Origin of the sequence: Granulicella tundricola MP5ACTX9, from assembly GCF_000178975.2 — a bacterium.
Lineage (GTDB): Bacteria > Acidobacteriota > Terriglobia > Terriglobales > Acidobacteriaceae > Edaphobacter > Edaphobacter tundricola.
In genome coordinates this window covers 1,796,479-1,816,718 of sequence record NC_015064.1, presented here as the reverse complement: position 1 = coordinate 1,816,718, position 20,240 = coordinate 1,796,479, and the positions used below count along the sequence as shown (strand labels likewise).

Sequence of the window (20,240 nt, the reverse complement as noted above, 5' to 3'; positions counted from 1 at the left end):
TCCTGCCTCATCACTACTCCACCACTGCCTGCAAACTGCCGTTATACTGCCATCATGTCCTTCACCGAAAGCTATACCTGCGATATCTGCGGCGACAAAAAAGGCACCAGCGGCCAGTGGTTCCTGGCCTGGCAGGACTGCCTGCCCCTCGTCCGCACTGAAGGCACCCAACCCCTCATCAAGCTCACCCGCTGGGAGCAGGAGCATGCTCATGAAGAGAGTGTCATCCACCTCTGCGGCAACCGCTGCGCCGGAACCCTCATGGAGCGCTGGATGACCGAGCAGCACGAGCAACCCACAGCCTCCTGCGCCTAAAGCCGCGACGAAACTGGGTTCCCCATGTCCGAATTCTCGGACGTGGGTTTCCAGAGATCTCTAAGCCCCAATCGTCACCAACCCCGGCTCCTCTACGGTCCTTTTCAACTGCCCACAAGCCGCATAAATATCCCTACCCCGCGGCCGCCGGGTAAACGCTGGAACCCCACCCACCACCAGCATCTTGTGAAAAGCATCCGCAGCCTCCTGTGAGGGCTGCTCATAAGCCACCCCCGGCCCAGGATTCCACACAATCAGATTTACCTTGGCCTGCATCCCCTTCAGCAAGGCAAGCACCTCCCGGGCATGCTCCGGCTGATCGTTCACCCCACCCAGCAGCACATACTCAAACGTCACATACTCCTGCCGCCGCAGCGGAACCGACTTCACCGCATCCAGCAGCGCCTCGATATCCCATTTCCGCGTAATCGGCATGATGCTCTCCCGCACCACATCGTTCGAGGCATTCAAACTCAGCGCCAGATTCGGCCTGATCGGCTCCAGCGCAAACCGCCGTATCGCCGGCTCGATCCCGCTCGTAGAGACCGTCATCCGTGAAGCCGGAATTCCCATCTCGTTCACCAGCAGCCGTACCGCATCCATGAACGAGTCGTAGTTCAAAAACGGCTCACCCATCCCCATAAACACCAGATTGATCCGGTCCTTGCCAATCACAATTCCCTGCCGGTTCAGCACCGCAGTCACCTGCCCTGCGATCTCCCCCGCAGTCAGATTCCGCCGCATCCCCAGCTTCGCCGTCAAACAGAACTGGCAATTCACCGCACATCCCACTTGGCTGGAAACACAGATCGTAGCCCGTTTATACCCCGGACCTTCATCCCCTTCTTGAAGTTCCGCCCCATCCCCACCCGGCATCCAGACCGTCTCGACCGTCTCCCCATCCGCCAGCCTCACCAGGTACCGCTCCGTCCCATCCACAGACTTAGCCGTCTGCGCCAACTCCGGCAGCCCAACCACCCAACCCTCCGCAGCCAGCCTCTCCCGCACAGCGATCGGCAGCGTCGTAATCTCCTCCACCGCCCCAACCCGCTGCTTGTAAAGCCCGTCAATTAACTGTTTAGCCCGAAACGGACGCTCCCCCATATCTTCAACCAGCGCCCGAAGCTCCGCCCCACTCAACCCAAACAACGCCCCGCCATTGCCTAAACCTGTCATCACATACCAGTCTACCGCCTCAAGCTGGCAGCTCATAGCTGGAAGCTGGCGGCTGGAAGAAAACCCCGCCCGAACCCGCAAGCCACCATATGAAACAATAAGGAGTTCAAGGAGAAGCATGTCCGCAACCCAGTCCGCCGAGCACCCCCGCACCCACGCCCCCCGCAACATCCGCAAGACCATCCTCCCCAACGGCATGCTCGTCCTCACCGAGTCCATGGCGCACATGCGTTCCATCTCCATGGGCGCCTGGATCAAACAAGGCTCCCGCGACGAGTCCGCCCCGGAAAACGGCATCTCACACTTCGTCGAGCACATGGTCTTCAAGGGCACCCCCACCCGCTCCGCACAGGACATCGCCCGTGAAGTCGATTCAATCGGCGGCAACCTCGACGCCTTCACCGGCAAGGAAACCGTCTGCTTCAACATCAAGGTCCTCGACGAAAACCTCCCGCCCGCCATGGACGTCCTCTCAGACCTGGTCCTGAATCCAAAATTCTCCCCTGAAGATCTGGAGCGCGAGCAAGGCGTCATCCTTGAAGAGATCAAGATGGACGAAGACTCCCCCGACTCCGTCGTCCACGAGGTCTTCACCCAGAACTTCTGGAAGAATCACCCCCTCGGCCGCCCCATCCTCGGCACCGTCAAGACCGTCTCCAGCTTCAACCAGCAGACCGTCATCGACCACCACAAACACCGCTTCACCCCAGCCAACATCGTCTTCTCCGCCGCCGGCCACCTTGAGCATGACGCCTTCGTAGAACGAGTCGAGCGCGCCTTCGGCCATCTCCCCGCCGCCCCGCCATCCCCCCAGATCGACCAGCACCCCACCATCACCCCCCACATCACCCTCAAGAAGAAAAAGTCTTTGGAGCAGGTCCAGCTCTGCCTCGGCATGCCCGCCCCGCCCGTCCAGAGCACAGACCGCTTCGCCCTCTACATCCTCAACACCATCCTCGGCGGCGGCATGAGCTCGCGCCTCTTCCAGTCCGTTCGCGAAGAGCAAGGCCTCGCCTACAGCATCTTCTCCGAGCTCAGCCCCTTCCGCGACACCGGCTCCCTCTCCATCTACGCCGGCGTCTCCCTTGATAAAACCGAAAAGACCCTCCAGCTCACCCTCTCCGAGCTCCGCCGCCTCAAAGAAGAAATCGTCCCGGACGCCGAGCTCAAGCGCGCCAAAGACCAGATGAAGTCCAACATCGTCCTCGGCCTCGAAAGCTCGTCCAGCCGCATGTCCAACCTCGCACGCCAGCAGATGTACTTCAGCCGCTTCTTCACGGTAGAAGACATCGTCCAGGAGATCGACGCCGTCAACCCCGCCGACCTCCAGCGCATCGCCAACGACCTCTTCCGCCCCGAGCTCCTCGCCCTCACCCTGCTAGGCAACCTCGGCCCCATGAAAGTATCCCGCGCCGACCTCGCCTGCTGACCGCCCCCATAGCGGGTCATTCTGAGCGAAGCGAAGAACCTCCGTAGTGGCCTTTGCCGTTGCCGTCGCTTGTTTTGGTCTGTCATTCTGCGCGAAGCGGAGAATCTCCGTAGTTGCCGTTGCCTGTTCTTAGCCGCGCAACCCCTTTCCCTCCGCCATACGTCTTTAACCCATCACCCAACACCTGATAAAGTCTTGTTGGAAGATCAAGCAAGCTCAGAGGACCCATGAACTCCAAAAAGATCCGCTCCGCGCTCCAGGGAAACCATGAAGAAGGCTTCACTCTCATCGAGCTCCTCATCGTCATGTCCGTCATGCTCATCCTCATGACCCTCGCCATCCCCCAGCTCCTCAAGCTCCGCAAGACCGCCGCAGAAACCTCCGCCATCGCCTCCGTGAAGGCCATCGGACAGGCCGAGCTGTCTTACAACTCCGCCTATCCCCAGAATGGCTTCTCCTGCTCCCTCGCCTCCATGGGCGGCGTCCCCGGCTCCGGCGCGCCCTCTGCCCAGGCCGCACAGATCCTCGACCCCACCCTCGCAGCCGGCCAGAAGCAGGGCTATACCTTCAACATCACCAACTGCACCAAGGTCACCGTCAACAATCAGGACATGTTCACCGGCTACGAGATCACCGCCGTCCCCACCTCCATCGGGCGTTCCGGCGACCGAGGCTTCTGTATGGATGAAAACAACATCATGAAGACCGACGCAGCCGGCGGCACCAACTGCACCACCACCCTGCAGTAAGAAACGCGAAGCGTCCAGCACCGTGCGAAGCACCGCCCGTCCGGCGTTAGGACGCATTTGCACTTGAAACGGTACCTTACCTTGCAATCTCAAATCACCCTCAGCCTTGCATTGATGCTCGCCGCATCAGCGGCAGCCCAATCCCCGCAAGATGCCCTGCTCCAAAAAGTAGACGACCACTACAACCACCTTGCCAGCCTCCGCGCCCGTTACCGCGAGCACTACACCGGCATGGGCATGGACCGCTCCGAGTCAGGCACCCTCCTGCTCAAGAAGCCCGGCCGCATGGCTTGGCACTACGACGTCCCCGCCGGCAAGCTCTTCGTCTTCGACGGCAAATTCGCCTGGTTCTACACCCCCGGCGACCCCCAGGCCCAGAAGATCCCCGCCAAGCAGATGGACGACCTGCACACCCCCCTCCGCTTCCTGCTAGGCCACACCCAACTAAAAAAAGAGCTCGACCAGATCAAAGTCACACCCGTAGGCACTGAGTTCCGAATCACCGGCATCCCCAAAGGCATGCAGCAGCGCATCCATCAACTCGGGCTGCAAGTCACCCCCGAAGGCCTGATCACCGCCATGCAGGTAGAAGAGATCGACGGAGCCAAGACCGAGTTCACCTTCACCGAAATGAAGGAAAACATCCCCGCCACCAACGCCGACTTCCAGTTCACCCCACCCCCGGGAGTCACCATCATCACCGGTGCCCCCCCCATCTAATCCGCTACATCCGTCACCCTGACCCTGTAAGGGTAAGAAACCCCGTATTGGCTGTTGCTGTTGCTGTTCGGATTAGAGGGGGGCTTTAGCCCCCCGTCAACCGTCGCCGCGAACAAGGGGCTTTAGCCCCGGGCCGTCGCAGCTAAGGCACCAACTTCCCCGTCTCCCCCACATCCACCTTCCCCCCGGTAACCGCAGCCGCCAGATACTTAATCCCAAACACCAGCTTCGAACTAGAAGCCTCCCAATACTGCGCCTCGCTCACCGTCACCTTGATCACCGTAACTTCGGGATCATCCTCCCCCTCCGGAAACCAGGCCTTGAACATCGGATTCCAAAGCTCATGAATCTTGGCTTTGTCATGGCTGACCGAAGCCTTACCCTTCGCCGTCACATAATTGTGATTGGAAGGGTCCGAGTAGATCAGCCCCACATGCTGATCCTGCTGAATCTCCCCAACCTTCCCTGAATCCCCTCGCGTCAAGAAGTAAACCGTCCCATCGAACTCCGTCGCCTGCGTCGCCATCGGCCGGCTGTCGAACGACCCATCGCTCCCCGCCGTAACCATCATGCAGATCCGCACATCCTTGATCAGTTCGCCGATCTTCTTCACCGCATCCTGCCCACTCAGATCATGTGTCTCACTCGTAGCGCTCATGTGACCCTCCGAACACCTCTGATGCCCGCCCTCATCCCGCGGGTCGCCCAGCACCTCTCATCTCGCCCTATCGCTCCTATCCCGCCCTTATCGTTCTTATCCTCGTTACGCCTTGCTTTGTCTCTGGGGCTTCCTTCATCCGCTAAACTGAAAAAGATGACCGCCACCCACCTCTCCACAGAAGCCTTCGAGTCCTCCATCACCCACATCGCCCCTCGCACCGCCGTCTTCGATTGCGACGGCACCCTCTGGTCCGGGGACGCAGGCTCCTCCTTCATGGTCTGGACCATCGAAACCGGTCTCCTTTCAACCGAAGCCGTCAACTGGCTTAACGACCGTTACCAGGGTTACAAAGCCGGCCAGGTCTCAGAGCTCGCCATCTGCGGCGAAATGGTCCAAGTCTACCGCGGCATCCCCGAAGCCACCATGCGCGCAGCAGCAGCTGAGTTCTTCAGCACCCGCATCGAACCCAACATCTTCCCAGAGCTGGCCCGCGTCATCGCCAACCTCCAGGCCACCGGAACTGACATCTGGGCCGTCTCCTCCACCAACGACTGGGTCATCGAGGAAGGTGTCCGCCGCTTCAACATCCCCGCCAACCGCGTCCTCTCCGCCCGCGTCGCCATCGAAAACGGCATCGTCACCGACAAGGTCCTCGACGTCCCAACCGATCAGGGCAAGGTCGACTCCCTCCGCCGCGCTGGCATCCTCACACCCGACGCCGTCTTCGGCAACTCCGTCCACGACGCCGCCATGCTCGCCATCGCCCGCCAGGCCTACCCCGTCAACCCCACCCCCGCCCTCATCGATCGCAGCGCCGCAGAGGGCTGGCCTGTTTACTTCCCGGCATCGGTCCGCCCTATCTAATCCAATAACCCGCCGTGCGCGTCTAAACTGAGCAGATGAAAGAACCCATTCGCAAGCTCGATGCAAACGGTGCTTTCAATCCCCCGCGGCCCACGCGCCTCGTCGTCGCGGCCCTCATCCTGCGTGACCTCCCGACTTTGGGCCTCCCCGCCAACGCCCGCGAGGTCCTCATCTGCCAGCGCAAGCCAGACCAGCCCATGAGCCTCAAGTGGGAGTTCCCCGGCGGCAAGATTGAAAACGGTGAAACCAGCGAGCAGGCCCTCGCACGCGAGCTCGAAGAAGAACTAGGCATCACCGCCACTATCGGCCGCCAGGTCGCCCGTGTCCGCCACAAGTACCGCAACGGCGGAGCCATCGACCTCCAGTTCTTCCTCGTAGACGCCTTCACCGGCGCGCTGGAAAACCGCATCTTCAACGACGTCCGCTGGTCCCCCCTCGCCGCCCTCCCCACTTACGACTTCCTCGCCGCCGACCTCGGTCTCATCAAAGACCTTTCCGAAGGAAAGCTCCTCTAACAGAAAGCAAACCGCAGAGAACACAGAGCAAACAAAGAGAACACAGAAAATCTCTGTGCCCTCTCTCTTCCTCCGTGCCCTCTGTGATTCGCTTTAGCTACCCACTAATCACCGTCTTCAAACTATTGAACACCATCACCGCAGAAAGCCCAATCACGATAATCGCGGTCGCCCAGGCCACCACATTCAGCCAAACCGTATTCGTATACTTCCCCATCAGCTCATGCTTGTTGATCAACCGCAGCATGAAGATCAGCACCACCGGCAGCAGCAATCCATTTAGCACCTGGGAGAGAATCGCCACCTTCAGCATCGGGAAGTTCGGAATCAGCACCACCGCCGCACCCAGCGCGATCAGCAGCGTATAGAACCAGTAAAAGAACGGCGCTTCCTTGAACGTCTTATCCAGCCCGCTCTCGAACCCCATCCCCTCACATACCGTATACGCGGTCGAAAGCGGCAGGATCGAAGCCGCGAACAGCGAAGCATTGAACAGCCCGGCAGCAAACAAAATAAACGCATAGTCCCCAGCCAGAGGCTTCATCGCCTGAGCTGCTACGGAAGCATCCGGAATGTCCTTGATCCCATGCGTAAACAGCGTAGCCGCGCAAGCCACCACGATGAACCACGCCACCACATCCGTAAAGATCGACCCCACAATCACATCCAGCCGTGAAGCCTTGTATTGCTTCACGCTGACGCCCTTCTCCACAATCGACGACTGCAGATAAAACTGCATCCACGGCGTAATCGTCGTCCCGATCACCGCCACCGTCGTATACACATAGCTTTTATCGCCCCACACATTGCGTGGCGGCAGCTTCACCGTCTCCACCAGCGCCGCATGCCAGTTCGGCTCGCTCAGCACGCCCGCAATGATGTAAGCGATATAGAACACACTCGCAATCAGGAAGATCTTCTCGACCTTCTTGTAGTCGCCCTTCACCACCAGCGCCCACACCAGCACCGCGCACACCGGCACGCTCACGTACTTGCTCAGGTGAAACAAACTCATACTCCCGGCAATGCCGGAGAACTCAGTGATCACATTGGTGAAGTTCACCACCACCAGCAGCATCAGGACGACAAAGGTCATCCGCAGCCCAAACTCCTCACGGATCAGGTCGCTTAGCCCCTTGCCCGTGACCACGCCCATCCGCGCGCACATCTCCTGCACCACGATCAGCGCCAGCGTGATCGGGATCATCGTCCAAAGCAGCGTGTACCCATACGCCGCCCCAGCCTGCGAGTAGGTAAAGATCCCACCCGCATCGTTGTCCACGTTTGCCGTAATGAATCCCGGCCCCAGCACCGCCAGGAAAAGAATGATCCGAACCCGCCAGCTCTTCCAGAAGGCCATCAGTCAGCCCTCCCAAAGATGCAACCGGCACAAACCGCACAGAGCAGCCCACCGTCTTTTTGCTCCATACGCATCATCCTGAGTCCCCACCACAAGGCTAACCCAAAACCCTGCCCCTCACCCCACCAACCCGCCACCCTGAACCTAACCCTCAACTCATCGTCAGTGCTTCATCCTCAACCACCCAATCACATGCTCCGCCCGGATCACACCCACCAGCTTCTTATCCTCATCCAGCACCGGCAGACTCCGCAGGTTGTACTTGTCGAACAGCTCCGCCACCTTACGCCCGTTCTCCGCCTCACCCGTGCTCACCACATGTTCCTCGGCAATCTCCTTCAACCCGCCGCTCTTCGTCACCATCAGCCGAGCCATCGGCACCTGCCCCACCAGCCGCTCTTCGTCTACCAGAAAGATCTCCGTCACCGTCTCCAGGTCGCCGTCGAACTCCTCCAGCGCCTTCACGGCATCATCCAAACTCCCATCCACCCCCACCGCCACAAAGTCAGTCGTCATCAACCCGGCGGCAGAGTCCGGCGCATGCTCCAGCAGCTCTTCGACATCGTGCCGCTCCTTCTCGCCCATCTCCTCCAAAATCGCGTCAGACCGTTCTTCGGACAACTCCGCCAGCAGATCCGCCGCCGCCCCCGGGTCCATCTCTTCGATAATCCCCGCCGCCGTCTCCGAGTCCAGAGACTCGATCAGCGACTTCTGCGTCTTCAGCTCGACCTCTTCCAGCGCCTCAGCAGCAACCTCCTCGTCCAGGCTTGAGAACAAAGCCTGCCCTTCTGCCGGCGCAAGCTCTTCCAGAATGTCCGCCAGGTCGGAAGGATGCATCTTCGAGAGCCGATCCTGCTCGATCTTCAGCCTTACCCGCCGAGCCGGATCCCGATCGATCAGATCCACAAAATCCCAGGGAATCACCCGAGCCCCCGCCCTGCTCGCCAGCGCCTCCACCGCATCCTGCGGCAGCCCCTTCAGCAGCCTCCGCACCGCCCCCCTAATCCCAACCTCAACCTCAGCAATCCGCAGCGAAAGCGCGCAATCCCCATCGCCCGCCTCCCAGACCATATCCACATCGTTCACCCGAACGACCTTGTGCCCATGCACATCGATAATCTGCTGATCCAGCAGATCACGCTCCAGCAGCAGGTATTTATCCGTATCGTCCAGCACCACCGCCGTCGGAGCCCCATCCGCGACCTGCAACTTCCCCGCATCGTTCCAGCACAGCGAGCTCACCCGCACCATCGCCGGCGCAACCTTCCTGCTCTCCCCGCTCCGCCGCACCACCAGCGATTCCACCCGGCACGCGTCCACCGTAGGCGCCACCGCAAACTCCGTGACATGGCCCATCAGCCGCCCGCTCGCATCCGCGATCGCCACGCCCATCAGCGCAGAAACACTCGTCCGTTGATTTGCCTGCCTGTTCACAAAGCCATCCGCCTTCTCGAATCCTACCCCACCCACCCAAAAAGAAAAGCCGCCGCAGTCAGCGGCGGCTCATCTTCAGCAACAGCCCTTACTTCCCGAAGTCCACCTTGGGAGCCACGGCATTTGAAGCATCGCCCTTGAAGTACTCGTTCCGGTAGTGGAACCCGGCGAATCCCGCAAAGAAGCTGTTCGGAAACTGCTGCACATAGACGTTGTAGTCGCGCAGCGTCTGGTCGTACCGCCGCCGCTCGATCGAGATTCTGTTCTCCGTCCCCGCCAGTTCATCCGTCAACGTCCGGAACTGCTCGCTCGACTTCAGATTCGGATAAGCCTCCTGCAGCCGAAGCAGCGGGCTGATCGCCACATCCAGCTTCTGGTTCGCCTGGATGCTGCTTGCACGATCCGTAGCGCCCAGAACACCCGCACGAGCGTTCGCAATGTTCGTCAGGACCGTCGTCTCCTCGCTCACGTACCCCTTCACCGAGGCCACAAGATTCGGAATCAGATCCATCCGGCGCTGCTGCTGCACGTTCACCTGCGCATAAGCGGCATCGACGTCTTCATTCTTCTGCACCAGCGCATTCTTGGTGCTGATGTAGCTGCCCGCGCCAAAGATCAGCACCAGCACAATCGCGCCCACCAGACCCAATGCAACCCATAAACCCTTCATCGTTCCTCCAGTTCCTTCAAAAGCTCATCCGGCTAAACTCTACCACTCTCATACATACGAACCGTTTCCCTGATCCGTTCCACCTCAGAAGTCCCTCGAAGCCCCGCCCCCGCCCGAAGACCCACCACCCATCCCGCCAAACCCGCCGCCCCGGTCATCATCCCGCCCGCCGCCACCACCACCCCCGCCTGTAAACATGGAAAGCAGCATCCACGCCCAGCCGATATTCCCCGTACTCACCAGGATGATCAGCACCAGCACAAACAGCCCAACCACAATCAACTGCCCGAATCCGCCCCGCTGCCTCTGCCCGCTACCCTCTCGACGATAGTGATGCACGGTCCCGGTCAGTGTCACATGCGCATCGGCGGCAATCACATCCGCCAGCCCCTGCGTCCCCGTCAGCAAAGCCTGATCGTAGTCCCCGGCCGTCGCGGAAGGCACCGCCGTATCCAGGATTCGCCCCACCCTTGCGTCCGGCAGAATTCCCTCAAGCCCGTACCCAACCTCCACCTTCATCTTGTGCGGATTCAGCACCAGCAGGTAGATCAGGCTGCGATCCTCGCCCTTCTTGCCCAGCTTCCACTTCTCTTCAAGCTTCGCCGCAAAATCATCGACGTCCTCATCATCTTCAAGCGTCTTGATCGTCACCACCGCGACGTCCGCATTGGCCTTCTGGTGCAACTGCACACAAAGGTCTTCAAGGTTCTGCTTCGTCCCCGGACTCAATACCCCGGCAAAGTCATTCACATAGGAGGTAGGCAGCGGAAGGTCGGCAACCTTCTCCGCACGCACCACTCCCGCCGCCGGAAGCAGCAGGAGCAACAACACCAGAAAGCGTGGCAAACGAAGCGTCATCACAACCAAGTCTACGCCGCACAGCCCTTACAAGTTCCCTTAGCTGGCTGGCTCAGGCTTCGGCATCCTCGGAACCTCCACCCCATTCGCCACCCCCAGCTTGTAAGCCGCTACCAGGTGGTCATGGATTACCTTCGACCCACTCGTAGCGGCATCCTTCAAAGCCGGGTCCGTGGCCGTAGCCGACTCCTGCCGAAACTCGTGCAGGTCCATCCGATGATCCTTGATCATCGCCCCCAGATACTCTTTATCGAAATCCGTCCCGGAAAGAGCCTTCAGCTTCTCGAACTCCGCCTGATCCTCTTTATTCATCTTCTTCGGTGTCATCACGCCCAGTGACTGCGCGATCGGCTTCATCGTCACATCCAGGCTCGCATGGTCGTCCAGCATCTTCTGCGCGAACTGCTTCACCTCGTCGTTGCTGGTCTTGCTCAACGCCAGCTTCGCAAGCTCCTCTTCAGCCGTCCCGCCCTCCGCAGCCTTCCGCAAGAAGATCTTGTCCTTCATCGTCTGCGGATCGGTTCGCGCAGCCGTCGACTCCTGCTCCATCCCTGACTGCTGCGCATGACTCGCCGCCTGTTGTCCCGGGGTCGGCATCTGGGCATTGCTCGCATAAGCCGAGTTACCGCTCGGATCGATCTGCCCCAACGCCATCGGGGCAGTCATCAAAAGACCGCCGCTCAGAATAAAGCCGTAGTAAAGATTGCGTCCCATACGTCACTCTCCGCAAATCAAATCGGCTGCCATTGTAAGCGCATTAGAACACGCCCGTCCCACAATTCATCCCACTCTGTCGCTGTATCCTTAACCCTGGAGCCGAAAACCAGAATGTCCGATCACGCAGCCCTGCAGCCCCCCGTAGCCCGCCGCCAGCCCATCCCCACCACCCTCCACGGCCAGACCCTCCACGACGACTACGCCTGGATGCGCGACAAATCCTCGCCAGAGGTCATCGCCCACCTCACCGCAGAGAACGCCTGGACCGCCGCAAACATGGCTCCCACCGAGCCCCTCCAGAAGACCCTCTACGCAGAGATGCTCTCCCACATCCAGGAGACAGACGAGTCCGTCCCCTACCCCAGCAACGGTTGGTTCTACTTCACCCGCACCCTCGAAGGCAGCCAGTACCCCATCCACTGCCGCCGCCAGACCTTCGACGCCACCACGCCCGAGCACATCCTCCTCGACGTCAACAAGCTAGCCGAAGGCCAGGCCTTCATGGCCGTGGGCGGTCTCAGCATCAGCCCGGACAACAAGCTCATCGCCTACTCTACAGACAACACCGGCTTCCGCCAGTACACCCTCCACATCCGTGACCTCTCCACCAACGAAGACCTCCCCGACACCGCCCTCCGCGCAGGCTCCTTCACCTGGGCCGCCGACTCCAGCACACTCTTCTACACCACCGAAGACGAGCAGACCAAGCGCCACGACAAGCTCTTCCGCCACACCGTCGGTTCCACCGAACGCGATCCCCTCATCCACGAGGAAACAGACGAACGCTTCAACCTCGGCGTAGGCCGCACCAGCGACCGCAAGTACATCATGGTCGAAGCCGGCAGCCACACCACCTCCGAGTACCGCTTCTTCCCCTCCGCAGACCCCACCGCTCCCCTCACCCTCATAGCCCCCCGCCAGGACGACCAGGAGTACTACCCCGACCACCGCGACGGCCTCTTCTACATCCGCACCAACGACACCACCCGCAACTTCCGCATCGTCACCACCCCCGTAGCCACCCCGGACCGCACCAATTGGACCGAGTTCTACACCGCCGCCCCCAATATCCCCATAGAAGACTTCGACCTCTTCCAATCCTTCTGCGTCATCACCGAACGCAAATCCGGCCTCCCCACCTTGGACGTCTACGACCTGACGACCACCCTAACCAACCGCCGCGAAATCACCTTCCCCGAGCCCACCTACACCGCCGGCTCCCACGTCAACGCAGAGTTTGACACCCGCGTCTTCCGCTACTCCTACACCTCCCTCGTAGCCCCCGCCTCGGTCTACTCCTACGACATCGCCACGAACACCTCCACCCTCCTCAAGCAGCAAGCAGTCCCCGGCGGCTTCGACCCCGCCAACTACGCCTCGGAGCGCCTCTGGGTCCCAGCAACCGACGGCGTGCAAATCCCCGTCTCCCTCGTCTACCGCCGCGACCAGTTCGCCAAAGACGCCACCAACCCCCTCTACGTCTATGGTTACGGCTCCTACGGCTACTCCCTCCCCGTAGGCTTCTCCTCCACCCGCCTAAGCCTCCTCGACCGCGGCCTCGTCCTCGCCTACGCCCACATCCGCGGCGGCGGTGAACTGGGCGACACCTGGCACGACGCCGGCAAGATGATGGTGAAGCGCAACACCTTCACCGACTTCATCGCCGTCACAGAAGCCTTAGTCCAGCAAAAATACGGCTCACCAAAAAGAGTCGCCATAGAAGGCGGCAGCGCCGGCGGCCTCCTCATGGGTGCCGTCCTCAACGCCCGCCCGGACCTCTTCCGAGCCGTCCTCTCCCACGTCCCCTTCGTCGACGTCATGAACACCATGCTCGATGCCACCCTCCCCCTCACCGTCGCCGAGTACGAAGAGTGGGGCAATCCCAACGAGCCCGAGGCCTTCGCCTACATGCTCACCTACAGCCCCTACGAAAACCTCGACGCCCTGGCCGGGAAACCCCTCCCCAGCATCCTCGTCAAGACCAGCCTCAACGACTCCCAGGTCATGTACTGGGAGCCCGCCAAGTACGTAGCCAAGCTCCGCACCCTCAAACAAGACGCCCCCCCGCTCCTCCTCCACATCAACATGGAGGCCGGACACGGAGGAGCCAGCGGCCGTTACGACTACCTCAAAGAAGTAGCCTTCGACTACGCCTTCCTCCTACGCGAACTGGCGGTCTAGGCTCTAGGCCCTGTTCTTAGTACCTCGGCACCGTGGGATCGATCGCCCTAGACCAGTAATCGATCCCACCCGCCAGCGACTGAGCCTGCTCGAACCCCTCCCGCCTGAGCCACATCGTCACCGAAAGCGATCTCGCCCCATGGTGGCACATCACCACAATCGGCTGGTCCGGGTCCAACTCCGCATGCGCCCGCGAAGGAATATCCCCCATTGGAATATTCACGGACCCCGCCAGCGACGCAGTCTCTATCTCCCACGGCTCACGCACGTCTAAAAGAACGGGCGCCCCGGCGGTACCGGCGGTCTGTTGGCGGAGGGCTTGAAACGCATCAGGGGTGATCTCAGGATCGGTCATAGCTTCCAGAATACTAGCCAGCCGCTCCCAGTTCAGAATCTGGTTCCTCCCCATCTTGTTTCAACACTCTTCCATCTCCGCTCGTTTTTTTGCATCACACTGAATACGCATTGGTGTATCTGTTCGCAGCTCCATTGCCCTGAACGAGAAAGGTGTACGAGTTTGCAGGAGAAAGTACTGATTGTCGAAGATGAGATCCACGCACGCACCGGCCTCGCCGAGCTCGTCGCCTCATGGGGTTACCGCACGGAGTGTGCCGCAGACGGGGCAGAAGGCCTGGACATGGTCACCCGCTGGTCCCCTGCCATCGTTGTCACAGATCTCAAGATGCCCCGCATGGATGGCATGGAACTCCTCAACCGCATTTCGGAGCGCCCCGAACGCATTCGCGTCGTCATGCTCACCGCCCAAGGCTCAATCGAGTCCGCAGTCGAAGCCATGCGCATGGGCGCATACGACTACCTCCCCAAGCCCGTGGAGCCCGCCCGCCTCAAGGCCATCCTCCAGAGCGCCAGCCGCCAGGTGGAAGCCGATGAAGACGTCGAAACTCCCATCCGCGTCGCCAAAAGCGAAAACACCCTTGGCGACATGGTCGGCACCTCGCCCGAAATGAAGGCCGTCTTCAAGCTCATTGAGCGCGTAGCCCCGTCGAACGTCAGCGTCCTCGTCACCGGAGAGAGCGGCACCGGCAAAGAGCTCGTTGCACGCGCCCTCCACGATCTCAGCGGCCGGCGCAACAAGGCCTTCGTCGCCGTCAACTGCGCCGCCATCCCGGAGACCCTCATTGAAAGCGAGATCTTCGGCCACGAAAAAGGCGCCTTCACCGGAGCCCTCGAGCGCCGCGCCGGCTGCTTTGAGCTGGCCGAAGAAGGCACCCTCCTCCTGGACGAGATCGGCGAGATGCCCGCCGCAACCCAGGCCAAGCTCCTCCGCGTCCTGGAAGATCGCAAGCTTCGCCGTCTCGGCTCCAAGACAGAAACCCCCGTCGACGTCCGCGTAGTAGCCGCAACCAACAAGGACCCGGAACGCGCCGTCTCCGCAGGCGAGCTGCGCGGCGATCTCTACTACCGCCTCAACGTCTTCAACATTCAGATGCCCCCCCTCCGCGCCCACGTCAGCGACGTCCCCATCATCGCGGAAAAGATGATCGCGGACATGAATGAGCGCCACGGCTGCTCCGTCACCGGCGCGTCGGAAGAACTCATGTCCCGCCTCCTCAACTACAAGTGGCCCGGCAACGTTCGCGAGCTTCGCAACACCATTGAACGCGCCGTCATCCTCGCCGGCAAAGGACTCATCGGCGTCGAGCATCTCCCGCCCCACTTCGGCGAAGCCGGCTTCGCCCCCAAGGCCTCCGGCGCACCCGCCGCCCAGGGTCCTGCCCTCAGCGATACCGCAGTCCACGTAGAAGTCGGCACCACGGTCGACGAAGCCGAGCGCCAGCTTATTCTCAAGACCCTCACCTCCACGCACAACAACAAGACCCGCGCCGCGGAGATCCTCGGAGTCAGCACCAAGACCCTCCAGAACAAGCTCAAGGAGTACGCGGCTGCCGGCCTCGAATAAAAAGAAACAAGCAGGAATGCACGTCGCCCGGCGTTATCCTCTGAAAGCTATGGGCAAACAGACTGAGAGCGGACGATGCGCCTGAAGACCAAGCTCGTGCTTGCCGCGACAGGCTCAGCCTTCGTCATCGTCATCGTCCTCTCCGCCCTCTTCCTGGGAGAGTTGCTCCGTCAGCGCATCGCACAGACCGCCTCCGCCAACGACGTCATGGCCCGTCAGGTCCTGCTCATGACCCGCCAGGCCGTTGAGGTCGGCCTGGTCGTTCACCCGCCTGAGAACCTCTCAAACGAAGCTCTCCAGAATGCCGTTGCGGAAGCCCTACAAAGCCACGACCCTCTCAACGACACCATGAGTTCTTTCGTGCGTTACAGTCCTGCCGTGCAGGAGGTCAGCGTGACGGATGCCAACGGCCTCACCCTGGTCAGCACGGACCCCACCATGGTCAACCAGCACATCGCGTCGCGCATCGCCTTTGAGCGTGTACGGGACGGCAACCTTCCCTATCAATGGAGAGAGGTCTTCGGCAAGCCGCGCGTGCTGGACGTCTCCCTGCCGCTCCAGCGCAACAACAAACCCTTTCTCATCGTCCACATCGGCATCCGCTCCTCCTTCCTCAAGGACAACTACGCCCCCTGGCTCTGGGACGCTCTCATCTTCGCCCTCGTAGCAGGCGGCGGTTCCATGGTTGCAGCCGCGCTCCTCGCCAGCGTCGCCGTCCGTCCTATTGAAGAGATCAGCCGCCGCCTGGAGCGCCTCACCCTCTCCAATGACAGCATCGCCGCCGGCATGGAACTTGGCGGCGGCAGACCCGTCGTCGGAGCACTCCCGGGCAGCGTTCCCGACGCAAAAACAGACGCCGTCGTGCGTGTCACCAACACCATCGATCGCCTCGGCCAACAACTCCGCACCACGGAAGCCGGCTACACCGACCTCCGCGCCAACTTCAACCACGTGCTCGACACTCTCCGCGAGGGCGTCATCCTCTTCACGGCGGAGGGCCGCGCCGCCATGGTCTCGGACGCCGTGGCCCAGTTCCTACGAACCCCGGACCCCGCTGGCCAGATCGTCATTCCCCACGGTGCCATGATGGGAAAGAGGCTGGAAGAGATCTTTCTTCCCACCACAGCCCTCGGTCAGGCAGTACGATCAGCCTTCGAGCAGGATGGTAAGGTCACTGGCCAGCGCGTCCGCCTCGAAGACGGCCGCGAGGTAGAGATCAGCCTTGATCGCATCGACGCAGGCCGTGGGAAGGAACACATGGGCACCCTCCTGACCCTTCGTGACGCTGGATCAGCCAAGCAGTTGGAGCAGGAACTTGACGTCTCTCGCCGCCTCGCCGCCATCGGCCGCCTCACCGCAGGCGTAGGCCATGAGGTCAAGAACCCCGTCAACGCCATGGTCGTGCACCTTGAACTCCTCCGCGCCAAGCTTGAGGCCGCCGGACAAGGCCGTGGATTCCTCCAGGGAGCACAGCGCCACGTCGACATCCTCGCCAGTGAGATGGAACGCCTCGACCGCGTCGTCCAGACCCTCGCCGACTTCACCCGTCCCATGGAGCTGCACCTCAGCGAGATCGATCTCCGTGAGGTCGTCGAGCGCGTCGTCGATCTCACTGGAGCGGAGATGGCAGAGCATAACGTTGAAGTCCGCTGCGCCCTGGAGCCCGCCGTCATGGTTCGCGCCGATGGTGAAATGCTCCGCCAGGCCATGCTCAACCTCATGCTCAACGCCATGCAGGCCATGGAGCAGGGCGGTATTCTCCGCGTCGGCGTCCGCCGCGACGGCGATACAGCCCTCCTCGTCGTAGCCGATGAGGGCCCCGGCATCCCCCCGGAGTTGATGCCGCGAATCTTTGAGCTCTACTTCACTACCAAGCCCAAGGGCAGTGGAATAGGGCTAGCCATGACCTACCGCATCATCCAGATGCACGGCGGTGCAATGGAAGTAACGTCCGAAGTTGGTGCAGGTGCAGCGTTTACGATGAGACTTCCTCTGATTCTGAGTGACAATAGAACAGGCTCGCGTTTGATGGCGGGGAGGGCAAGTTGATGTCTGTGGGTCGTGATCTCAGGTTGCTGACAATGTCGCTGCTTTGCCTTGTGGATACGGGTTGCGTCTTCCACCACAAGACACGCATCGTCCTGCCTGCAGCGCCACCCACCCAGGTTCCCTTGGCCAGCGCTCCGGAACCCGCTAAACCACCCGTAGTTGCCCAGGTTCCCCTCATCCCAACTCCCGTCACAACCGTCAAGCTGCCGGAAAAGAAGAAGCCGAAGAAAAAGAAACCGGTCATCCCCACGGCTGCCCCCACCCAGATCGCGTCCTCCGGCGTACCCACACCGGAGGCCCGTGATGTCATCGGAGCCCTCACCGCCGGCGGTGACGCCACGCCAGAGAAGAAGCTGAGAGCCGCAGACATGATCGGCGACCTGGAAAAGCGCCTCAGCGGACTAGCCCCCACCATCCAGGACAAGCAGAAGGACGCCATAGCCCGCGTCCGTTACTTCCAGCACGAAGCCCGCACCGCCCTCGACTCAGGCGACGCCGACGGAGCCGTCACCCTCGCCACCAAAGCCAAGCTCCTCCTCGACGACCTCTCCAAGTAGCCGCACTTGCTGTCGGATTAGAGGGGGCCTTCAGGCCCCCGTCAAAGCATCCAAAACATGGGGCTTCAGCTCCGGGCTGCTGCCGTTGCTTGTTCTTCGCATCGTCAGCCACCTTAAAGCGCCCGAGGATGCGACTCCTCATAAACCCTCTGCACCTGCCCCACCGTCAACTGCGTATACCGCTGCGTCGTCGATAACCGCTCATGCCCCAGCATCTCCTGGATCGCCCTAAGATCCGCCCCATCCTCAAGCATATGCGTCCCAAAAGCATGACGCAGCGTATGCGGATGAACATCCGCCGCCAGCCCCCGGCTCTGCGCGATCGCCTTCACAATCCGCCCCACACTCCGCGTAGTCAACCTGCAAGTCCCCCTCATCCGGGCATTCATCAACAGCGCCCCATCCCCAATCAACCCACCCTTCCCCGCAGCCGCCAACCTCTCCGCACGCTGCGGCATATAGGCTCTCACCGCAGCAGCAGCCTCATCCCCCAGAGGCACCAGCCGTTCCTTCTTACCTTTACCTCGAACCAGCACCGCATCGTTCGCCCACTGCACATTCCCCATATCCAACCCACAGAGCTCAGAGTTCCGAATCCCGCACCCATACAACAGCTCAAAGATCACCCGATCCCGCTCCGGCCACGTCCCCCCATCAGCACTTTCCAGCGAATCCATCACCCGGTTCACCTCCTCCGCACTCGGCACCCGCGGCAGATGCTGCGCCCGCTTCGGCGTCGACACCAGCAGCGCCGGATTCTGCTCCACCTTCCCTTCCTTCGCCAGCCACTTGAACCAGCTCCGCACACTCGCCAGCGCCCGCGCCATGCTGCTCTTCTCCAGCCCCCGAGCGTAAAGCACGCTCAAATACCCCCGTATATGCAGGTGTTCGACAGCCCCAATCCCCCGCTCCCCCATCTCCCCCGCCAGGTAAGCCGCAAAGTCCTTTACCTCCCGCGTATAAGCCCGAACAGTATGCTCGCTCGCCCCACGCTCATTCCGCAGCATAGCCAGAAACCCATCCGCCAAAACCTCATACTCGTTCATACTGCCACTCCCATTCGCCGCTTCGCACGAGGATGATGCAACCGGTGCACCTCCTTCAAATGCCCCAGAGCGACATGCGTATACACCTGCGTCGTAGCGATATCCGCATGACCCAGAAAAGTCTGCACGCTCCTCAAATCCGCCCCATGCTCGACCATATGCGTCGCACAGCTATGCCGCAGCTTATGCGGACTCGCATCCCCATTCTCCGAGCACCCTCTCACCATCTCCCAAACCCACTGCCTCGTCAGCGCCCTCCCCCGAACACTCAAGAACATCTCCCGCCGCATCCCCGCCCCAGCCCCCCGCGCAAGCCCCGGCCGCCCCCGATCCAGATAGATCGCCAGCGCATCACAAGCCTGCCGCCCCAACGGCACAATCCTCTCCTTATCGCCCTTCCCCCTCACCTGCGCCCTCTGATCTTCGAGCCGAACATCCTCCACCCGCAGCGCACATATCTCCCCCACCCGCAGCCCGCCCGCATAAAGCAACTCCAAAATCGCATGATCCCTCAACGCGATCCCATCCGCATCCGCCGCCCTTGCCGCGACCCCGGTCCGTTCCAACATCCCCACCACTTCACTCTCCGCCATACTCTTCGGCAATATCTTCCAAACCGAGGGCGAAGCCACATTCAACGTAGGATCATGCCGCACCCGCTTATCCATCAGCAGCCACTTATAAAACCCCTTCAACCCACTCAGCTTCCTCGCCACACTCCGGCTCTCCACGGCATGCCCCCGCAACTGCCCCAGAAACTCCCCCACATCCTGCTGCGTCGCCCCCACCAGCAACCCATCCCGCTTCTCCAGAAACTCCGCAAACTGCAGCAAATCCCGCCCATAAGCCTCGCAGCTATTAGGCCGCAGCCCCCGCTCCACCCGCAGATAAACCCCATACTCGGACAGCAACCGCCCGTTCCCCGTACCCATGTCCATAGACCCTCATTATCAGACCCACCCACCCCCGCCCCCACACCCAACCCAAACCCCGCACCAACCTAAGCACGCACCACCCC

General features: G+C 61.2%; 20 protein-coding genes. 10 read left to right on the top strand and 10 right to left on the bottom strand.

The genetic code is table 11. The features are described from left to right. Positions 1 to 54 precede the first annotated feature (54 nt). Entirely contained in the window at positions 55 to 315 is a 261-nt protein-coding gene (locus ACIX9_RS07815) for a hypothetical protein (protein ID WP_013579938.1), read from the top strand. Between the two features lie 60 nt (positions 316 to 375). Here ACIX9_RS07815 and rlmN read toward each other — a convergent pair whose 3' ends face one another. Then, on the bottom strand, positions 376 to 1,491 hold the full coding sequence (rlmN, locus tag ACIX9_RS07810) for a 23S rRNA (adenine(2503)-C(2))-methyltransferase RlmN (protein ID WP_157477872.1): 1,116 nt from the start codon (positions 1,489 to 1,491) through the stop codon (positions 376 to 378). 118 nt (positions 1,492 to 1,609) lie between these two features. Between rlmN and ACIX9_RS07805 the strand changes: the two genes are divergently transcribed. From ACIX9_RS07805 to lolA, 3 genes are all read left to right on the top strand, one after another. Further along, positions 1,610 to 2,920 (top strand): M16 family metallopeptidase, encoded by a 1,311-nt coding sequence (locus ACIX9_RS07805; RefSeq protein WP_013579936.1) that lies wholly within the window; start codon positions 1,610 to 1,612, stop codon positions 2,918 to 2,920. A gap of 227 nt (positions 2,921 to 3,147) precedes the next feature. Continuing rightward, the gene (locus tag ACIX9_RS07800; RefSeq protein WP_013579935.1) at positions 3,148 to 3,669 is read left to right on the top strand and encodes a prepilin-type N-terminal cleavage/methylation domain-containing protein; all 522 of its coding nucleotides are present in this window, start codon (positions 3,148 to 3,150) and stop codon (positions 3,667 to 3,669) included. Positions 3,670 to 3,783: 114 nt separating this feature from the next. Further along, positions 3,784 to 4,389: an outer membrane lipoprotein chaperone LolA gene (gene lolA / locus ACIX9_RS07795; protein ID WP_049789247.1), complete on the top strand. Its 606-nt coding sequence runs from the start codon at positions 3,784 to 3,786 to the stop codon at positions 4,387 to 4,389. 142 nt (positions 4,390 to 4,531) lie between these two features. Here the strand turns inward: lolA and ACIX9_RS07790 are convergent, their stop codons facing one another. Continuing rightward, the gene (locus ACIX9_RS07790) at positions 4,532 to 5,047 is read right to left on the bottom strand and encodes a pyridoxamine 5'-phosphate oxidase family protein (RefSeq protein WP_013579933.1); all 516 of its coding nucleotides are present in this window, start codon (positions 5,045 to 5,047) and stop codon (positions 4,532 to 4,534) included. 156 nt (positions 5,048 to 5,203) lie between these two features. Between ACIX9_RS07790 and ACIX9_RS07785 the strand changes: the two genes are divergently transcribed. Together ACIX9_RS07785 and ACIX9_RS07780 are read left to right on the top strand one after the other, a co-directional pair. Then, positions 5,204 to 5,914 carry an HAD family hydrolase gene (locus tag ACIX9_RS07785; RefSeq protein WP_013579932.1) on the top strand — a complete coding sequence of 237 codons (711 nt, stop codon included), beginning with the start codon at positions 5,204 to 5,206 and terminating at the stop codon, positions 5,912 to 5,914. Positions 5,915 to 5,949: 35 nt separating this feature from the next. Beyond that, entirely contained in the window at positions 5,950 to 6,429 is a 480-nt protein-coding gene (locus ACIX9_RS07780; RefSeq protein WP_013579931.1) for a (deoxy)nucleoside triphosphate pyrophosphohydrolase, read from the top strand. 97 nt (positions 6,430 to 6,526) lie between these two features. On the opposite strand, the gene ACIX9_RS07775 is transcribed toward ACIX9_RS07780, so the two are convergent. From ACIX9_RS07775 to ACIX9_RS23660, 5 genes are all read right to left on the bottom strand, one after another. Next, complete coding sequence (locus ACIX9_RS07775) at positions 6,527 to 7,789, bottom strand: Nramp family divalent metal transporter (RefSeq protein WP_013579930.1); 1,263 nt, start codon at positions 7,787 to 7,789, stop codon at positions 6,527 to 6,529. 162 nt (positions 7,790 to 7,951) lie between these two features. Beyond that, on the bottom strand, positions 7,952 to 9,223 hold the full coding sequence (locus ACIX9_RS07770; protein WP_013579929.1) for a magnesium transporter MgtE N-terminal domain-containing protein: 1,272 nt from the start codon (positions 9,221 to 9,223) through the stop codon (positions 7,952 to 7,954). Between the two features lie 88 nt (positions 9,224 to 9,311). After that, entirely contained in the window at positions 9,312 to 9,893 is a 582-nt protein-coding gene (locus ACIX9_RS07765; RefSeq protein WP_013579928.1) for a LemA family protein, read from the bottom strand. A gap of 84 nt (positions 9,894 to 9,977) precedes the next feature. After that, positions 9,978 to 10,751: a TPM domain-containing protein gene (locus tag ACIX9_RS07760; RefSeq protein ID WP_013579927.1), complete on the bottom strand. Its 774-nt coding sequence runs from the start codon at positions 10,749 to 10,751 to the stop codon at positions 9,978 to 9,980. 39 nt (positions 10,752 to 10,790) lie between these two features. After that, a complete protein-coding gene (locus ACIX9_RS23660; protein WP_013579926.1) occupies positions 10,791 to 11,465 on the bottom strand; it encodes a DUF4142 domain-containing protein in 675 nt (224 codons plus the stop codon). A gap of 114 nt (positions 11,466 to 11,579) precedes the next feature. Between ACIX9_RS23660 and ACIX9_RS07750 the strand changes: the two genes are divergently transcribed. Continuing rightward, complete coding sequence (locus ACIX9_RS07750) at positions 11,580 to 13,649, top strand: S9 family peptidase (RefSeq protein ID WP_013579925.1); 2,070 nt, start codon at positions 11,580 to 11,582, stop codon at positions 13,647 to 13,649. 16 nt (positions 13,650 to 13,665) lie between these two features. Here ACIX9_RS07750 and ACIX9_RS07745 read toward each other — a convergent pair whose 3' ends face one another. Further along, a complete protein-coding gene (locus tag ACIX9_RS07745; RefSeq protein WP_013579924.1) occupies positions 13,666 to 14,058 on the bottom strand; it encodes a rhodanese-like domain-containing protein in 393 nt (130 codons plus the stop codon). A gap of 108 nt (positions 14,059 to 14,166) precedes the next feature. Between ACIX9_RS07745 and ACIX9_RS07740 the strand changes: the two genes are divergently transcribed. The 3 genes from ACIX9_RS07740 to ACIX9_RS07730 all read left to right on the top strand — a co-directional run bounded on the left by ACIX9_RS07740 (position 14,167) and on the right by ACIX9_RS07730 (position 18,176). Beyond that, complete coding sequence (locus ACIX9_RS07740; protein WP_013579923.1) at positions 14,167 to 15,570, top strand: sigma-54-dependent transcriptional regulator; 1,404 nt, start codon at positions 14,167 to 14,169, stop codon at positions 15,568 to 15,570. 75 nt (positions 15,571 to 15,645) lie between these two features. Continuing rightward, positions 15,646 to 17,619 (top strand): sensor histidine kinase, encoded by a 1,974-nt coding sequence (locus ACIX9_RS07735; protein WP_013579922.1) that lies wholly within the window; start codon positions 15,646 to 15,648, stop codon positions 17,617 to 17,619. A 32-nt stretch (positions 17,620 to 17,651) separates the two neighbouring features. Beyond that, the gene (locus tag ACIX9_RS07730; protein WP_041596990.1) at positions 17,652 to 18,176 is read left to right on the top strand and encodes a hypothetical protein; all 525 of its coding nucleotides are present in this window, start codon (positions 17,652 to 17,654) and stop codon (positions 18,174 to 18,176) included. A gap of 113 nt (positions 18,177 to 18,289) precedes the next feature. Here the strand turns inward: ACIX9_RS07730 and ACIX9_RS07725 are convergent, their stop codons facing one another. Together ACIX9_RS07725 and ACIX9_RS07720 are read right to left on the bottom strand one after the other, a co-directional pair. Further along, complete coding sequence (locus tag ACIX9_RS07725; protein WP_013579920.1) at positions 18,290 to 19,222, bottom strand: tyrosine-type recombinase/integrase; 933 nt, start codon at positions 19,220 to 19,222, stop codon at positions 18,290 to 18,292. Next, positions 19,219 to 20,154, bottom strand: a complete 936-nt coding sequence (locus ACIX9_RS07720; RefSeq protein WP_013579919.1) for a tyrosine recombinase — start codon at positions 20,152 to 20,154, stop codon at positions 19,219 to 19,221. Before ACIX9_RS07720 ends, ACIX9_RS07725 begins: the two co-directional genes overlap by 4 nt. Positions 20,155 to 20,240 lie beyond the last annotated feature (86 nt).

Excerpts from the sequence above, each read along its gene's own strand:
- ACIX9_RS07720 (WP_013579919.1), bottom strand. The coding sequence starts at position 20,154 with ATGGGTACGGGGAACGGGCGGTTGCTGTCCGAGTATGGGGTTTATCTG.
- ACIX9_RS07800 (WP_013579935.1), top strand. The coding sequence starts at position 3,148 with ATGAACTCCAAAAAGATCCGCTCCGCGCTCCAGGGAAACCATGAAGAA.
- rlmN (WP_157477872.1), bottom strand. The coding sequence starts at position 1,491 with ATGACAGGTTTAGGCAATGGCGGGGCGTTGTTTGGGTTGAGTGGGGCG.
- ACIX9_RS07815 (WP_013579938.1), top strand. The coding sequence starts at position 55 with ATGTCCTTCACCGAAAGCTATACCTGCGATATCTGCGGCGACAAAAAA.
- ACIX9_RS07780 (WP_013579931.1), top strand. The coding sequence starts at position 5,950 with ATGAAAGAACCCATTCGCAAGCTCGATGCAAACGGTGCTTTCAATCCC.
- ACIX9_RS07775 (WP_013579930.1), bottom strand. The coding sequence starts at position 7,789 with ATGGCCTTCTGGAAGAGCTGGCGGGTTCGGATCATTCTTTTCCTGGCG.
- ACIX9_RS07805 (WP_013579936.1), top strand. The coding sequence starts at position 1,610 with ATGTCCGCAACCCAGTCCGCCGAGCACCCCCGCACCCACGCCCCCCGC.
- ACIX9_RS07765 (WP_013579928.1), bottom strand. The coding sequence starts at position 9,893 with ATGAAGGGTTTATGGGTTGCATTGGGTCTGGTGGGCGCGATTGTGCTG.
- ACIX9_RS07730 (WP_041596990.1), top strand. The coding sequence starts at position 17,652 with ATGTCGCTGCTTTGCCTTGTGGATACGGGTTGCGTCTTCCACCACAAG.
- ACIX9_RS07785 (WP_013579932.1), top strand. The coding sequence starts at position 5,204 with ATGACCGCCACCCACCTCTCCACAGAAGCCTTCGAGTCCTCCATCACC.
- ACIX9_RS07750 (WP_013579925.1), top strand. The coding sequence starts at position 11,580 with ATGTCCGATCACGCAGCCCTGCAGCCCCCCGTAGCCCGCCGCCAGCCC.
- ACIX9_RS07790 (WP_013579933.1), bottom strand. The coding sequence starts at position 5,047 with ATGAGCGCTACGAGTGAGACACATGATCTGAGTGGGCAGGATGCGGTG.
- ACIX9_RS07760 (WP_013579927.1), bottom strand. The coding sequence starts at position 10,751 with ATGACGCTTCGTTTGCCACGCTTTCTGGTGTTGTTGCTCCTGCTGCTT.
- lolA (WP_049789247.1), top strand. The coding sequence starts at position 3,784 with ATGCTCGCCGCATCAGCGGCAGCCCAATCCCCGCAAGATGCCCTGCTC.
- ACIX9_RS07735 (WP_013579922.1), top strand. The coding sequence starts at position 15,646 with ATGCGCCTGAAGACCAAGCTCGTGCTTGCCGCGACAGGCTCAGCCTTC.
- ACIX9_RS07725 (WP_013579920.1), bottom strand. The coding sequence starts at position 19,222 with ATGAACGAGTATGAGGTTTTGGCGGATGGGTTTCTGGCTATGCTGCGG.
- ACIX9_RS07745 (WP_013579924.1), bottom strand. The coding sequence starts at position 14,058 with ATGGGGAGGAACCAGATTCTGAACTGGGAGCGGCTGGCTAGTATTCTG.
- ACIX9_RS23660 (WP_013579926.1), bottom strand. The coding sequence starts at position 11,465 with ATGGGACGCAATCTTTACTACGGCTTTATTCTGAGCGGCGGTCTTTTG.